General features: G+C 36.3%; 13 protein-coding genes and 1 pseudogene. 3 read left to right on the top strand and 11 right to left on the bottom strand.

The window, feature by feature from the left end; genetic code table 11:
- Nucleotides 1–24: 24 nt before the first annotated feature.
- From ACM6HU_RS18455 to ACM6HU_RS18495, 9 genes and pseudogenes are all read right to left on the bottom strand, one after another.
- Entirely contained in the window at nucleotides 25–297 is a 273-nt protein-coding gene (locus tag ACM6HU_RS18455) for a YokU family protein (protein WP_016114751.1), read from the bottom strand.
- A complete protein-coding gene (gene ablA / locus ACM6HU_RS18460) occupies nucleotides 294–1,712 on the bottom strand; it encodes a lysine 2,3-aminomutase (RefSeq protein WP_016114750.1) in 1,419 nt (472 codons plus the stop codon). Before ablA ends, ACM6HU_RS18455 begins: the two co-directional genes overlap by 4 nt.
- Before the next feature lie 209 nt (nucleotides 1,713–1,921).
- The gene (locus ACM6HU_RS18465; RefSeq protein ID WP_016114748.1) at nucleotides 1,922–3,313 is read right to left on the bottom strand and encodes a sigma-54 interaction domain-containing protein; all 1,392 of its coding nucleotides are present in this window, start codon (nucleotides 3,311–3,313) and stop codon (nucleotides 1,922–1,924) included.
- Between the two features lie 220 nt (nucleotides 3,314–3,533).
- On the bottom strand, nucleotides 3,534–4,388 hold the full coding sequence (gene ablB / locus ACM6HU_RS18470) for a putative beta-lysine N-acetyltransferase (RefSeq protein WP_016114747.1): 855 nt from the start codon (nucleotides 4,386–4,388) through the stop codon (nucleotides 3,534–3,536).
- Nucleotides 4,385–5,653 carry a peptidase gene (locus ACM6HU_RS18475; RefSeq protein ID WP_016114746.1) on the bottom strand — a complete coding sequence of 423 codons (1,269 nt, stop codon included), beginning with the start codon at nucleotides 5,651–5,653 and terminating at the stop codon, nucleotides 4,385–4,387. The genes ablB and ACM6HU_RS18475 overlap by 4 nt, the downstream gene beginning before the upstream one ends.
- 15 nt (nucleotides 5,654–5,668) lie before the next feature.
- On the bottom strand, nucleotides 5,669–6,331 hold the full coding sequence (locus tag ACM6HU_RS18480; RefSeq protein WP_016114745.1) for a CoA transferase subunit B: 663 nt from the start codon (nucleotides 6,329–6,331) through the stop codon (nucleotides 5,669–5,671).
- On the bottom strand, nucleotides 6,316–7,014 hold the full coding sequence (atoD, locus tag ACM6HU_RS18485) for an acetate CoA-transferase subunit alpha (protein ID WP_016114744.1): 699 nt from the start codon (nucleotides 7,012–7,014) through the stop codon (nucleotides 6,316–6,318). The genes ACM6HU_RS18480 and atoD overlap by 16 nt, the downstream gene beginning before the upstream one ends.
- Nucleotides 7,011–8,321, bottom strand: a complete 1,311-nt coding sequence (locus ACM6HU_RS18490; protein ID WP_016114743.1) for an aspartate aminotransferase family protein — start codon at nucleotides 8,319–8,321, stop codon at nucleotides 7,011–7,013. Before ACM6HU_RS18490 ends, atoD begins: the two co-directional genes overlap by 4 nt.
- Before the next feature lie 571 nt (nucleotides 8,322–8,892).
- Nucleotides 8,893–9,311 (bottom strand): annotated as a pseudogene (locus ACM6HU_RS18495) (ROK family protein); the annotation flags it as partial.
- A 417-nt stretch (nucleotides 9,312–9,728) separates the two neighbouring features.
- Between ACM6HU_RS18495 and ACM6HU_RS18500 the strand changes: the two are divergent.
- Both ACM6HU_RS18500 and ACM6HU_RS18505 read left to right on the top strand, forming a co-directional pair.
- Complete coding sequence (locus tag ACM6HU_RS18500) at nucleotides 9,729–10,592, top strand: PucR family transcriptional regulator (protein WP_016114742.1); 864 nt, start codon at nucleotides 9,729–9,731, stop codon at nucleotides 10,590–10,592.
- Nucleotides 10,593–10,695: 103 nt separating this feature from the next.
- Nucleotides 10,696–11,799, top strand: coding sequence for an ABC transporter ATP-binding protein (locus ACM6HU_RS18505; protein ID WP_016114741.1), 1,104 nt, complete (start codon nucleotides 10,696–10,698; stop codon nucleotides 11,797–11,799).
- Nucleotides 11,800–11,978: 179 nt separating this feature from the next.
- On the opposite strand, the gene ACM6HU_RS18510 is transcribed toward ACM6HU_RS18505, so the two are convergent.
- Entirely contained in the window at nucleotides 11,979–12,116 is a 138-nt protein-coding gene (locus ACM6HU_RS18510) for a YjcZ family sporulation protein (protein ID WP_016114740.1), read from the bottom strand.
- Between the two features lie 434 nt (nucleotides 12,117–12,550).
- Between ACM6HU_RS18510 and ACM6HU_RS18515 the strand changes: the two genes are divergently transcribed.
- The gene (locus ACM6HU_RS18515) at nucleotides 12,551–13,300 is read left to right on the top strand and encodes a DUF4397 domain-containing protein (RefSeq protein WP_016114739.1); all 750 of its coding nucleotides are present in this window, start codon (nucleotides 12,551–12,553) and stop codon (nucleotides 13,298–13,300) included.
- A gap of 39 nt (nucleotides 13,301–13,339) precedes the next feature.
- On the opposite strand, the gene ACM6HU_RS18520 is transcribed toward ACM6HU_RS18515, so the two are convergent.
- Entirely contained in the window at nucleotides 13,340–14,473 is a 1,134-nt protein-coding gene (locus ACM6HU_RS18520) for a BA2291 family sporulation histidine kinase (RefSeq protein WP_033671144.1), read from the bottom strand.
- Nucleotides 14,474–14,611: the final 138 nt, after the last annotated feature.

Genomic DNA, 14,611 nt, shown 5'->3' on the forward strand with positions numbered 1-14,611 from the left:
GAAAAAAACCAGCATAATCGCTGGTTAAAAGTCGAAATAATTTCTCTTTAGGAGACGTGGACGTTCCATTAATTCTTCATATGTCAATTGTTTTGGTAAATCTTTTGTATAAATTAAAAACAACTGATCTTCTATTTCTTTTACAACATGATCAGGCTGATAGTCCATTCCACATGATGAACAAGAAATACATGGTGTCTTTTGAATTTCAATGGCTTTTGTACCATCTGGCAATTCCCAATATACAGTATTCAGACTATCTCTTGCTTCTGTACTGTCACACCACATACAATTCATACTGCGTCACCCTCAGCTTTTTCGCCATCTTCTAACTTCGACATTTGAGCTTGATACTTTTTATCTTTTAACTGATCACGCTTATCTCGTTTATCTTTTAAAGAAGAATGTGTTTCATTTGTTTCATAATCTTTCCGACGATTCATACGTTGTAAATCATCCGGAACAAGATTAAATTTCTTATCACTCATCAATCCTGCTACACCAATATCCGAACGTTTCTCTTCATATGTTGGATAAATCTCTTTAAAGTAACCTTCCGCTCTTCCTGGTACATAGTTTTCTGGTTCTGGATATGTTGTAATAACACCTTCAAAGTTACGAAGAACAACTTTATCTGCGCTTTGTGAAATTAAATAATTTGGCTGAAGCGCAATTTTCCCGCCGCCTCCTGGTGCATCTACAACGAACGTTGGGACCGCATAACCAGACGTATGTCCACGTAACCCTTCAATAATTTCTAATCCTTTTGAAACCGGAGCGCGGAAATGACCGATACCTTCTGATAAATCACATTGATAAATGTAATACGGACGAACACGAATTTTTACTAAATCGTGCATCAGTTTTTTCATAATCGGAACGCTATCATTAATACCTGCTAAAATAACCGCTTGGTTTCCAATTGGAACACCTGCATTTGCAAGCATTTCACATGCTAGTTTAGACTCTTCCGTGATTTCAATGGAAGTGTTAAAGTGTGTATTTAACCACACTGGATGATATTTTTTAATAATATTACATAGATTTTCTGTAATACGTTGCGGGAATACAACTGGCGCTCTCGTTCCGATACGAATAATTTCCACATGCGGAATTGCGCGTAAATTCTTTAATACGTATTCTAAGATTTTATCATTAATAAGAAGACCATCCCCACCAGAAATTAAAACGTCTCGTACTTGTGGCGTTTCACGAATATAAGCAATTGCATCATCTAATTGTTTTTTCGGAACACCCATTCCAATTTGTCCACTAAAACGACGACGTGTACAATAACGACAGTACATAGAACATTGATTTGTTACTAGAAATAAAACGCGGTCTGGATAACGATGTGTTAAACCTGGAACTGGTGAATCCTCATCTTCATGAAGCGGATCTTCTAAATCATACTTTGTTTTATATAATTCTTCCGAAATCGGTACAGATTGCATCCGAATCGGACAGCGTGGATCATCAGGATTCATAAGAGAAGCATAGTACGGTGTAATATTTAACGGAATCGTTTTCGTTGAAATTTTAACACCTTCTTCTTCATCTGGTGTTAAATTAATTACTTTCTTTAAATCATCTAACGTTTTAATCGTATTCGTTAATTGCCAAACCCAATCATTCCATTGCTCTTCTGTAACATCTTTCCATAATTCGATATCTTTCCAGTGACGATTTGGTTTGTATACATCATGTAACATTGCTATTCCCCCTTTTTTTACGCTCACCATTTATATAAGCAATAATTATGCCAACTCTACATTTTCAATAAGTGATGACGAAAAATACCCTATTATATAAGGAAAAATATTTTCTCTTATTTTAAATGGCTCCCTATTCAATACAATATTCATTACTTTCTGTATATGTAAACGCTCTTTTATTGGTGCAAACACACAAAAACCGCCGATTATTCGGCGGTTTTGTCATACTTATTTAATTTATATTGCAATGTTTGCCTTGGAATACCTAGTAATTTAGCAGCTTGCAAAATATTCCCATCTGTTTCCATTAGCGCTTGATCAATTAATTCTTTTTCTGTTTGATGAAGTGCTTCACGTAGCGGAAGGATGCTTTTCTTCTGTTTCTTTGAATCTACTTCTTTTCGAAATGTTCGTGGTAAACAACTAACCGTTAATGAACTTCCTTCTGCAATAATTACAGCATGTTCCACCGTATGTTTTAGCTCTCTTACATTTCCGGGCCAATGATATGCTAACAACCTTTCTTTCGTCTCACCATCTATATGAAGCACCTGTTTTTTATATTCTTTATTATAGTCTCTTAAAAAGTAGGATGCTAACAATAATACATCTTCTTTTCGTTCACGAAGCGGTGGAATATATAAAGAAAATACATTTAAACGATAATATAAATCGGTACGAATTTTATTTTCACGTAAACATACTTCTGGAGGTTGATTCATCGCCGTAATCACGCGAACATCTACTTTTCTCGTCTTACTATCACCGATGCGACGAATTACTCCATCTTCTAATGCACGTAGCATTTTCGCCTGCAGATCAAGAGGCATCGAATTTAATTCATCTAAAAATAATGTCCCTCCATCTGCAAGTTCAAATAGCCCCGCACGTTCAATAGCTCCAGTATAACTCCCTTTAGTTGTCCCAAATAATAGACTTTCTAGTAAGGACTCTGGAAGAGCTGCACAATTCTGGGCAATAAACGGTTTGTTTTTACGGTTTGAAGCCTCATGAATCGCTTGTACAAATAGTTCCTTTCCTGTTCCTGTTTCCCCGTATATTAAAACGTTTGCATTTGTTGGAGCTACCTTTTGCGCCAAATCTTTTGTTTGTTTAAAGCGGGAATCATTCGTCACGATTGTATTAAAAGCAACGTGTTTTTTTGTTATCTTCTTCCTAGAGGATCGTTTCATTTTCGATTGTAAATCAACAATTGTATCCGTTAATTTTTGAATCGTCGAGTAATCTTTTGCGATTTCAACAGCACCTGCAATTTCACCTTCTATAAAAATAGGTAATGTGGTATTTACAGTACAAACATCTTCACCATTTAAATTTTGATAACGCTGCACTTGATGTAAAATCGGCTTTTTTGTATTTAAAACTTTCATAAGTGTACTCGTTTCCCTTGATAAAGATGGGAATGCTTCTAATAAATGCTTACCCAATACATTCTCAATCTTTGATCCGTCATGTTTTGCAGCAACAGTATTATAAAAAATTGTAATACCATTCTCATCCACAGCATGAATCGCTTCATCAATACTGCCCAAAATCGCTTCAATGACTTCTTGTGTCGAAACTGCCAGCAATGTCATTCCCCCCTCTTGCTAAAAATCCAGCAATTTATATGCCGAATTTCCGGCACCCCTGTGCGCGATTATAAGCATTGCGATTCCGTTCTACTTTTCTATTTATCTCATATCATTACTTTCCCGCCAACAAGTAATAAAGTGCAACTCTAATCAGCGGGGGCTTCATCCCCCACTGATGATTAGCCCGCAACAATCCGGTATTCTAAACTTTCAAGTAAAGATCTTACTCCCCATTCATGCGGGATAAATCTTTTACCCATACATTCATATCTTCTAATTTATCAAAAATATAACAATTATTTGCTAGCCTTCCTGTGTATGTATATCCTAGCTGATGAAAAGCTGCATTCATGCCAAACGAAAGCGAACGTGCGATTGTGTAAGAACAAAAGATTGCTCTCTCTTGTAGTTCTTCTTCTAACTTAATGAGTAAACTTTTCATAAATCCATGCTTTCGATATTCAGGTAAAGTTGCACAATTCGTTAATTCTGCGTTACCTTCTTTCACATTCATTTCTGCTGAAGCAGTACTAATAATACGCCCCTCTGATTCATACACATAATAAATCGTATCTTCTTTCATCGTCTGAACAATATAGTCTGCTTCATTTAACGGTGTCGGATAAATTTCAAACACTTTTCCAAATACACTTGCCAATTCTTCTGCGTCTGCCTCTGTCGCTTTTCGTAGTACAAATTTCTCTGGAACTTGTTTCTCCTTTACTTCCTTTTCTCTCACACCATCTATAATGCGGTCCTCATCAATCCACTGGATACTATTTCGTCTTTCATCATCACGATATTTTACGAAAAAGTACGCATCATGTCCTTGAAAATAATGTGGAATCGTCGCTTCTAATAAAAAGCCAAAAGAGAGCCACGTCGAAACATGCTCTCCCTTTCCTTTTATAATGCATTTGGTGAAAGAATGCTTCTCTGCTAACTCTTCTATTTTTCGTATAAGACTTTCTACATTTCCTGTATAATGATCTACCCGAATACGTTTATTAAAATAATCTAGCACTCCTTCTATAGTATTGTAGTTTGTCTGTTCTCTGAATGATTCATAATAGTTCATTTTTTCACCTCACACCAGTCTAGTAATGTACATGCAATAATTTTTGCTGCGGCAATCATTTTATCCACTTCAATGTATTCATTTGGATAGTGGGCTACCTTTGTCTCCCCTGGTCCGAATATAATAGTTGGGATTTCTGCGATTTGTGTAAATAAACCACCATCTGTGCCCCATGGTGATGCTTCTATAATTGGACTTCCCCCTTCAATTTGAGCAAAATTATCTTGAAGCGTTGTAATGAGCGCATGCTCCTCATCTAATTCACCTGGGACCCACCTTGCCCCAAACCATTCTACCTCTACTGGATATTCTTCGAACCATGGATCTACATTCTTTAATTGCCCTATCCAATTTTCAAATTCTTCTTTTACCGCCTCCATAGTCTCATTCGGTGCAACTCCACATCTTCCTTCTAAAATCAACGAATCTGGTACGGAGCTTGGCCAGCTACCACCTTCAATTTTCCCAACATTGATTGGAACAGGGATTGGAATTTCTTTATATAACGGGTCTGTAATCCGTTCATTTCTTTCCTGTTCTAATTGTCTCAAATGTTCAACAACAAACACGCTCTTTTCAATTGCACTTACTCCTTCATAACGAGTCCCGCCATGTGCTGCTTTTCCTTTCACATGCAAGCGAAACCACATTGAACCTTGTTGTTTCGGGAAAAACTTCATATTTGTTGGTTCTGGAATGATAACCCCATCTGCCTTATACCCTCGTAAAATTGCTGCTAAAGTACCTGCTCCACCGCTCTCCTCTTCTATTACACTTTGAAAATAAATATCTCCTTTTAATTCAATACCCAGTTCTACAATCGCTTCGATTGCCAGCATAAGCGCCACATTGCCGCCCTTCATATCGGTTGTTCCACGACCATATATGCGATTCCCTACTTTTTCACCACTATATGGATGGTGTTCCCACTGATTCACATCACCTTCTGGTACAACATCGATATGTCCATTTAAAATCATTGATTTTCCATCGCCGCTTCCTTTTAACGTCGCAACAATATTTGGGCTATCTGAAAAATTCGTTCTTGGAGATACAAAATAAGGATGATCTTTCATTTTTGTAAAAGAAGGCTCCCAAATATCGAGATCTAAACCTAATTCACGTAGTTTTTCAATGACAATTGCTTGCGCGCCGCTCTCATCTCCAGATACACTTTTTTCTTGAATTAATCGTTTTAAGAGCTTTACACTTTCTCCTTCATGACTTTCAATATAATCACACACTTGTTTTTTTAATTGCTCCATATTTGTTAGCTCCTCTCATTCAATCACAAGTAAATTAGAACTCACATGAAAAGATGCCTCCGTATTTCGTTTTACATCCTCTACTGTATAAGGGCTCATTAACTCTTGGAGTATTAAACCTTCAGAAGTAACTTCCATTACAGCCATATCTGTAATAATTAAATCCACGCACCTTTTCGACGTTAATGGAAGCGTACATTCTGAAACAATTTTTGCATTTCCATACTTATCAACGTGATTCATCACAACAACGACCCGCTTTGCTTTTTGCGCTAAATCCATCGCTCCGCCAATACCAGGAACACGCTTCCCGGGAACAATCCAATTTGCTAAATCACCTTTTTCACTTACTTGCAGTGAACCAAGTATTGTTACATCAAGCAACCCTTTTCGAATCATTCCAAATGCCGTGCAACTGTCAAAATAACTTGCTCCTGTAATGAGTGACGTCGGCAATCCGGCCGCATTACACAAGTTTTCATCTTCATTTCCTTTACTTGGCGTTGGGCCCATTCCAACGATACCGTTTTCCGCCTGGAACATAACATCTATATCTTCAGGCAAATGGTTAGGTACAAGAGAAGGGATACCAATCCCTAAATTTACAATCATTCCATTTTGAATTTCTTTCGCAGCACGCCTTGCTATCTTATCTCGTATTTCTACTCCCATACCCATTTCCAATTCACTCCTTCCGACGGCACAATATAATTTACAAAAACACCTGGAACAACAATTTCCTCAGGATCTAAACTTCCAAGCGGTACGATTTCTTCTGCCTCAACAATTGTAATATCTCCAGCCATCGCAACGTGTGGATTCATATTGCGAGCACTTTTATCAAACACAAGATTGCCAAACGGATCCGCCTTCTTCGCATATACAATCGATACCTCTGCAGTTAAAGCCGTTTCCACTAAATATGTTTTCCCGTTCATTTCGACTGTTCGTTTTCCTTCCTCTACAATCGTATCCATACCAACATCGACAAGAATTCCGCCTAATCCCATTCCACCTGCACGAATTCGCTCTGCTAGCGTTCCCTGAGGCGAAAACTCAATCCGTAATCGTCCTTCATTTAACTGTCTTCCTGCATTTGGATTTGAACCAATATGAGAAGTAATTAATGATTTCACTCGCTCATTTGTTACCAGGCGGCCAATTCCTACATCTGGAAATCCCGTATCATTTCCGATTAAATGTAAATTTTTAATTCCTTTTTGTGCAATAGCCTGTATTAATGATGGAGGGGATCCAATTCCGCCAAACCCTCCAAACATTAACGTCATATCATCATGAAACAACGACATAATCTCTTCAATTTCTTTTAATTTACCAAATGTATTTGTAATGGTTGTCATACGATACTGTGCCCTCCTTTTTGCATCATCTCTTCCACACTTTTCGCAAAAATCTCAAGTAACTCATCTAATTCAGAATATGTAGTTGTCATCGGCGGTGCAACAAGCAGCGCACTATCCTCTTTTCCTGCCTGCCCTGATACAGCTTGATATAAAAGAAGTCCGTTTTTCGCCGCGACTGAAATGAGCTCAGACGCTTTTGTAAACGATTGCAATTCTACTCCGATCAGGAGTCCTTTTCCGCGCACATCGGCAATAATTGTCGATTGCTGCTGAACTTTCTGCAATCCTTTTATTAAATATTCTCCTTTTTCAGCTGTTTTTTCAGGTAAGTTATGTTTCTCCATATATTCAATAACCGCTAAAGCTGTCGCGGCTGATAACGGGTTAGCACTTAGCGTATGCCCACTCATAACTGATCGCGATCCTCGTAAAATCGGTTCCATCACACGGTCACTCACAACCGTCGCGGCCATCGGTGTATAACCAGCACCTAGTCCCTTTCCTAACGTCATGATGTCCGGCTCCACGCCCCAGTGTTCCATCGCAAACCATGCCCCTGTACGCCCAAGGCCTGTCATCACCTCATCGGCAATAAATAAAATATCATAATGGCTGCAAATATCTTTAATTACCTTATAATATTCTTTCGGTGGTACAACCGCACCGCCTGCCGCACCAATAATCGGTTCAGCTATAAAAGCCGCAATATGTTCTGCACCAATTCGATCAATTGCTCGTTCTAACTCAGTCGCACAAGAAAGCTGACATGTCGGATATACCTTCTGCACCGGACAACGGAAACAATACGGTGCAGGTACAGTTGGATAATCTTCTAAAATAGACACAAATCGCTGACGACGAAGTGGATGCCCTGACATTGATAAAGCTCCCATCGTAATACCGTGATAACTCATCCAGCGTGACAAAATTTTATGTTTCCCTTGAATACCGCGCTCTTGAAAATGTTGAATCGCAATTTTCATAGCCGTTTCATTCGCTTCTGTACCACTATTCACGAAAAAACTCCAGTTCAAATCTCCTACACTTAAATCACTTAACTTCTTTGCTAACTTCTCAGCTGGCTCACTCGTAAATTGTGAGCGATACACAAAAGCAATCTCCTCTGCCTGCTTTTTAATCACTTCCGCAATCTCCGTTACGCCATGTCCGATACCTGCCGTAATCGCTCCTGACGAACCATCAAAATATTTATTACCATTTTGATCATACAAATACACACCTTTTCCATGTGAAATCATCGGATACGGCTGACCAACAAGTGGCTTAATTAAGTAATCGCGCATAGCGCTCCCCCATTTCTCCAATTTGTATATATATATGAAGAAAATTGACGTTTCTTTCATAAAAAAGAATCCTCTGCAAACGCAGTGAATTTATCAAAAAACTATTATAAAATATACAAATGAGTGCTAAAAATCAAAATGAAAATAAAAATTTAGAAATATAATAAAAGACCAAACCCTTTACCCCTCTTAAAAAAATCCTCCCTCCTATAAAAAATAAGCCTAAAAAACATACTACCTAATTATTTTTTCACCATACCATCAGCTTCGCTCAATTGCTGACATTGTGTAAACTTCGACGAAACTCCCGTCAATTTCCTTCCTATTTATTTTGTTTATCTGTCATATTTTTCAACAAATTTAGACAAATCCTTCAAAAAGAAACCTCCTATGATTACTCAATCATAGGGGGTTTCTTTCATATAATTTATTTTTTAAATTTTCGACATCTACTTATTCCTATTAAAAAACATACTTTTATTGCATTTTACAAAATATTTTTTACTGAGAAAAAACAAATGTGCTAATCCTCTGTACGAGGTTTCTCCTCTTACGTAGCACCTTAATCTATCTAACTCTCCCAGCGATTCAACCCTAAATAACAAGCTCCATACACACCAGCATCATTGTGTAACGCTGCTAGAACAATATTCGTTTTTTTTGATAGCTGTTCATCACCGCGTGTTGAAACCTTTCTTGAATTTGTTTCAAAAATGATTCACCTTGTTCAGCGATCCCACCCCCAATAATAATTAATTCAGGATTAAACATATGTGTAATATTCACTAATCCAGTAATGACATACTGTAAAAACTGTTCATATACATCTTTAGCTAATTGCTCTCCGCTATTTATGCGTTCTATAATTTCTTCCCCTGTTATTGTGTCTATATCTATTCCTTGTAATTGAGATGCTTCTTTATATTGGCGAATAAGTGCAGAAGTCGATGCATATCGTTCGTAACATCCTTTTCCACCGCAACTACATTCTTTTTCATGATATATTGATTATATAAATAATAAGTTAAATCATGATATCATGTTGTCATTACCAGTTGTTATGAAGTATACCATTACAACTTTTTCTTTCGTAATACATTTTCTGAATTTTTTATAAAATTTTCCAAACATTTTTATTCATAGCTTAACAATATAATTCTATTTATTGCGCAATAAAAACCATGAATGGAATTACCTGCAAGAGAAAGATTATTTTTATCAAATTGATTCTTCCCGTAAAAATCTGATCGATGAAGGTTAATTACTAATAAAATTCTCCCTCCCTTAAAGTCCGTACAAATGAGAAAGATAGGCATGTGGGATAATTGCCCACAAAAAAATCAATTGGTCTGGCTAAATGAAAGTTTCACTTTATCTCAGAAAAAGGAAAGGAAAAGGAGTGTTCCTATGATTCAACAATTAAAAACATATTACGGTAAAGATATAACGGTTAATGAAACAGTATTGTCTGAGGAGTATAGCTGGTTTTTAGTTGAAGGAAACAAAGTAGGGATTCGCAAATCTCGCTTACACCAAAGGGAACGTCAATTACTTTCATCAATCTTAACGCCCATTCATACTGATACATTTTATGCAACAGAAAAAGAAAAGTCTTGGTATGAAGCGTTATATCAAAATAAAGATATTCCTATCGCATCCGTTCGTTTTTTACATTTTTTCACAAATCACTCTATAGTAGAAAGAGAAGAATTTCAAGATGCTTTACAGTCCATGTTTTCTTTCGCCACTACAACGATATGGGAGACTTCTCAAGCCGGCGTTCTCATCTTAGAAGAAGATATATCGGAATCTATATTACAAACAGCCCTTGATACATTAGAAACAGATTTTTTTATATCTCTATCCTTTTTTATTGGCAGACACTATACCGAAACAAATGGAATTTCTCGTTTGTATCAATGGGAACGAGCATTATTTTCTTTTCTTTCTCCCTATTTATCAAAAAAGATTATACACATTGAACACCTACTCCCTTACCAATTAATGATCTCATTACCAAAAGAAGAAAGAGAAAAATATACAAATCAATTGTTAGCACACATTTCAAATGACAAAGAACTAATCGATAGTGTTAGAGTATTCTTCCAATGTAATTTAAATGTATCACTTGCAGCGAAACAATTATATTTGCATCGCAATACCTTGCAGTATCGAATTGATAGATTCATTGAAAAAACAGGAATTAATATCAAAACATTTGAAGGCGCTGTAGCAGTTTACATGGCATTTCTTTCTTTAGATATCTCGTAAACTTGCATAAAAACCTCTCATTTTTTTGTGCAATCTGCCAATTTACCTATCTTCTAAAAAATCTTATAATTCTATTAATTCAAAGAATAAGGAGTGAGTAATTGTGGCAGAACTCGTATTAGATCATATTTTTAAAGTTTATGATAATAAAACGACTGCTGTTTCTGATTTTAATTTACATATTGAAGATAAAGAGTTTATCGTATTTGTCGGTCCTTCTGGATGTGGAAAATCAACAACTCTACGTATGATTGCGGGTCTAGAAGACATTTCTGATGGTTCATTTTATATTGATGGAGAACGTATGAATGATGTCGCTCCAAAAGATCGCGACATTGCGATGGTATTTCAAAATTACGCACTATACCCACATATGTCTGTTTATGATAATATGGCGTTTGGCTTGAAACTACGCAAATTTCCAAAAGATGAAATTAATCGCCGCGTAACAGAGGCTGCGAAAATCTTAGGACTTGAAGATTACTTAAAACGAAAACCAAAGGCATTATCAGGTGGACAACGCCAACGTGTTGCGCTAGGAAGAGCTATCGTTCGCGACGCAAAAGTGTTTTTAATGGACGAGCCTCTATCCAATTTAGACGCAAAATTACGCGTAAGTATGCGCTCTGAAATCTCTAAACTTCATCGCCGTTTAAACACGACCACTATATATGTGACACATGATCAAACAGAAGCAATGACAATGGCATCACGCCTTGTTGTTATGAAAGATGGTGTCATCCAGCAAGTTGGTACGCCAAAAGAAGTATACGATGCTCCTAAAAACATTTTTGTTGGCGGATTCATTGGTTCTCCAGCTATGAATTTCTTTACCGGAACATTACAAGATAACTATTTTCATATAGAAAATATTCGTTTCAAAGTACCAGATGGCCAACTAAAAGCATTAAAGAAAAAAGAATATAATGGAAAAGAAATCATACTCGGTATTCGTCCTGAAGACATTCATGATGAACCAATTGTTCTTCAATCTTCTCCTGAATCAACTGTCGAAATTACAGTTGATGTCGCTGAATTATTAGGTGCTGAAACGATGATTCATGGAAAACTTGCGAGCCAAAACTTTGTTGCACGAATCAACGCTCATTCAGAAATTAAAGCTACCGATAAACTTCCGTTAGCTTTTAGTTTAACTAAAGCGCACTTTTTCGATATTGATACAGAACAACGTATACGTAATGAATAGACATACTTGAGTGAATGCCCCCTCTTTAACACTCTTACGAGTCGTTTGAAGAAGGGGCTTCCTGTTTCATAGAGGTTGCTGCTTGAGGAAGGGGGCTTCTGTTGGAGTACTGTTAAAATAAAAAAGAAAGAACCGATTAACTATATTAACCAGTTCAGCATGACGCTCTTTATCAGTTATTAACGAACCAAACATGCCCCGATGATAATTAGTAAAATAAACAATACAACGATCAACGCAAATCCAGAACCTGTACCGCACCCTCCGCCGCCATAACCATATCCGCAATAACTACTAGGATATCCGTAACCCCACATGATTTGCTCCACTCCCTCCGCTACTTAAAAATTAATTTTCCTTAATAAATTATGTGGGACAACTCCCACTTTGTATGTGCGTTTGCCTATAAATTAAAAAATCCATAACTCCGCTAACGATTTTATAGTTTGCACCAGATCGAGCAACTTGTATATGTATAAAATTTGTGGCATTAAATACAGTTAAACTTTAATCAGTGCGGGTTCCTTCATCCCCCACTGATTATTAGCCCTCACCAATCGGGCTTTTACAGGCAGTTGATCCCCTACCTACCTTCCTTGTTTCTCCCTGAATCTTGAGGTGGGAGTCTTACTGCCCGCCCGTTAATGCGGGATAAACTATCTATTATCATTTTTATATTTTGAAGCATTTTTTGCATAAGCCCTTTTCCGAGATGCATATAGTTATAGTGATGACAAAGGAGGAATTTTACATGGCTCAATCTGAAATTGAAAAATATGGACAAGAAGCAGCCCTGTATGAACAACTTGCCCGTTACTATCAATATACAAATCCCAAAAAATATATGGAATTATATATGAAATATCATAGTGCGATTACCAAACTTGTACATGTGTATGAAAAACGCGGCTCTCAAGAAGCAACATTGCCATCCTATATGAGAATATTCCACGCATCCCCTCATACACCAGTTATTGATTTTTTAGTTAACGGACAAAAGGTAATTAAAAACATTTCTTTTAAGCAACACAGTCCTTATTTATCCTTAACTCAAGGGCAGTACCGGGTTGATATCGTTCCAGTCGGTAATGAAACACCTATTTTTTCAGCACTTGTTCCCATGATGGGTAACCACTCTTATACACTTGCAGCAATTGGTACCGATACACATATACAATTACAACCAATGCTTGATAATACTCCTTTGCAATCTGGTCAAGCAAAAATAAGATTTTTACATTTTTCCTCTGATACCCCTGCTGTTCATGTATCCATAAAAGGTGGCGACTATTTATTCGAAAATGTCTTATTTAAACAAGTAACAGATTATTTACAGGTAAGCCCTGGAACAGCTGATATTGAAATTTCTCTTGCCGATACAAAAAATATACTTGTAACCATCCCTAATGTAAAAGTAGAACCAAATACAATTTACACATTTGCATTAGTAGGCTATTCTAATCAATCCCCAAAATTAGAAGCCGTGGTTCTTACAAATTAAAAAATCTACACCATTCTCTTGGTGTAGATTTTTTTCTCTTTATTTTTGAAATGAAATATGAAATTCTGTCCATTCTGAATCAGAGCGACACGTAATCGATCCATTATGCTTTTCAACAATTTGTTTACATACAAACAAACCGATGCCAGTTCCTAATTTCTTAGTCGTGACAAATGGTTCAAAAATCGTTTCAATACTTTCTGCCGGAATCATCGGTCCATTATTTTTAATAACAATATGAATCCTTTCTTCCTCTTCACATGTATCGATAATAATTTTACGATCTTCTTTAATCACTTCGAGAGCATCGATTGAGTTCATTAAAATATTTAAAAAAACTTGTCTCACTTCACTACGGTATCCTACAAATGAGATAGGATACGGTAAAATCTTTTCAATTGAAACATTTGCATTAACTAGACTTGGATATAAGAAATGAATAATATCATGAAACAAATCATTTAGCCAAAATCGTTCAGACTCATTCCACATTTCTTTTTTTGAAACAAGTAAAAATTGCGAAATACGAAAGTTTAATTGGTCCAATTCATGTGAAATAATATCTAAATATGATAAATTCGGATGATCTAATTTCAATAATTTCACAAACCCCATAATGGAGGTTAATGGATTTCGAAACTCGTGAACAAAACTAGCTGACATTTGTCCTAAAATCGTCAATCTTTCTTTATGTGTTTCATTTATATATTGCTGTTTTTCTTCTAAATTTCTCGATATAATTTCCGAATATTTTAAAACCGTATAATAAATTAATTTGTCAAAACAAGTATGTATTTTTGTTATAATTGGTTTTAATTCACGAGCTTTAACATCTAATTCGCACATTGCTTCAAATAGTTCATTTCTTCCTACATTCGCGTTATAGACAAAATCTCCAATATTAGCGTCCGCTCCTGCTCGCTCAATTGCAATTTTTTCACATAACGGCTGTAGAGGAGCTACATCCTTATTTTCCATAATAAGTTCAATGATTAACTCTAATAGATCCTCTCCATTCTGAGCTACTTCTTGCTTAAATGGATCTTTCTCGGAAATTATCATTTTGTTTTTCCAGTTCTCTACGAATTGGTGCCCGTTGTTTTGCAAGTGCGAACAAAATACTTCTTTAATATCCTTATCGATTGGAAAAACCCCCATTCCCTCCATTTCCATGCGACGAATACCCTATATATTTTGAATATTAACACAAAAAATACGTTTCGTTAAGAGATTGTTGTCACATTTTGTTAATTTCTGTTGATAAAATTAATTTGAATATGGTATTTGAAATGACTTTTTTTGCATCCTTTT

It is taken from the genome of Bacillus sp. IT-79MI2, assembly GCF_949768135.1.
Lineage (GTDB): Bacteria > Bacillota > Bacilli > Bacillales > Bacillaceae_G > Bacillus_A > Bacillus_A pseudomycoides.

What these genes read in the sequence shown, in the direction of transcription:
- ACM6HU_RS18455 (WP_016114751.1), bottom strand. Translation starts at nt 297, where the DNA reads ATGAATTGTATGTGGTGTGACAGTACAGAAGCAAGAGATAGTCTGAAT.
- ablA (WP_016114750.1), bottom strand. Translation starts at nt 1,712, where the DNA reads ATGTTACATGATGTATACAAACCAAATCGTCACTGGAAAGATATCGAA.
- ACM6HU_RS18465 (WP_016114748.1), bottom strand. Translation starts at nt 3,313, where the DNA reads ATGACATTGCTGGCAGTTTCGACACAAGAAGTCATTGAAGCGATTTTG.
- ablB (WP_016114747.1), bottom strand. Translation starts at nt 4,388, where the DNA reads ATGAACTATTATGAATCATTCAGAGAACAGACAAACTACAATACTATA.
- ACM6HU_RS18475 (WP_016114746.1), bottom strand. Translation starts at nt 5,653, where the DNA reads ATGGAGCAATTAAAAAAACAAGTGTGTGATTATATTGAAAGTCATGAA.
- ACM6HU_RS18480 (WP_016114745.1), bottom strand. Translation starts at nt 6,331, where the DNA reads ATGGGTATGGGAGTAGAAATACGAGATAAGATAGCAAGGCGTGCTGCG.
- atoD (WP_016114744.1), bottom strand. Translation starts at nt 7,014, where the DNA reads ATGACAACCATTACAAATACATTTGGTAAATTAAAAGAAATTGAAGAG.
- ACM6HU_RS18490 (WP_016114743.1), bottom strand. Translation starts at nt 8,321, where the DNA reads ATGCGCGATTACTTAATTAAGCCACTTGTTGGTCAGCCGTATCCGATG.
- ACM6HU_RS18500 (WP_016114742.1), top strand. Translation starts at nt 9,729, where the DNA reads ATGATTCAACAATTAAAAACATATTACGGTAAAGATATAACGGTTAAT.
- ACM6HU_RS18510 (WP_016114740.1), bottom strand. Translation starts at nt 12,116, where the DNA reads ATGTGGGGTTACGGATATCCTAGTAGTTATTGCGGATATGGTTATGGC.
- ACM6HU_RS18515 (WP_016114739.1), top strand. Translation starts at nt 12,551, where the DNA reads ATGGCTCAATCTGAAATTGAAAAATATGGACAAGAAGCAGCCCTGTAT.
- ACM6HU_RS18520 (WP_033671144.1), bottom strand. Translation starts at nt 14,473, where the DNA reads ATGGAAATGGAGGGAATGGGGGTTTTTCCAATCGATAAGGATATTAAA.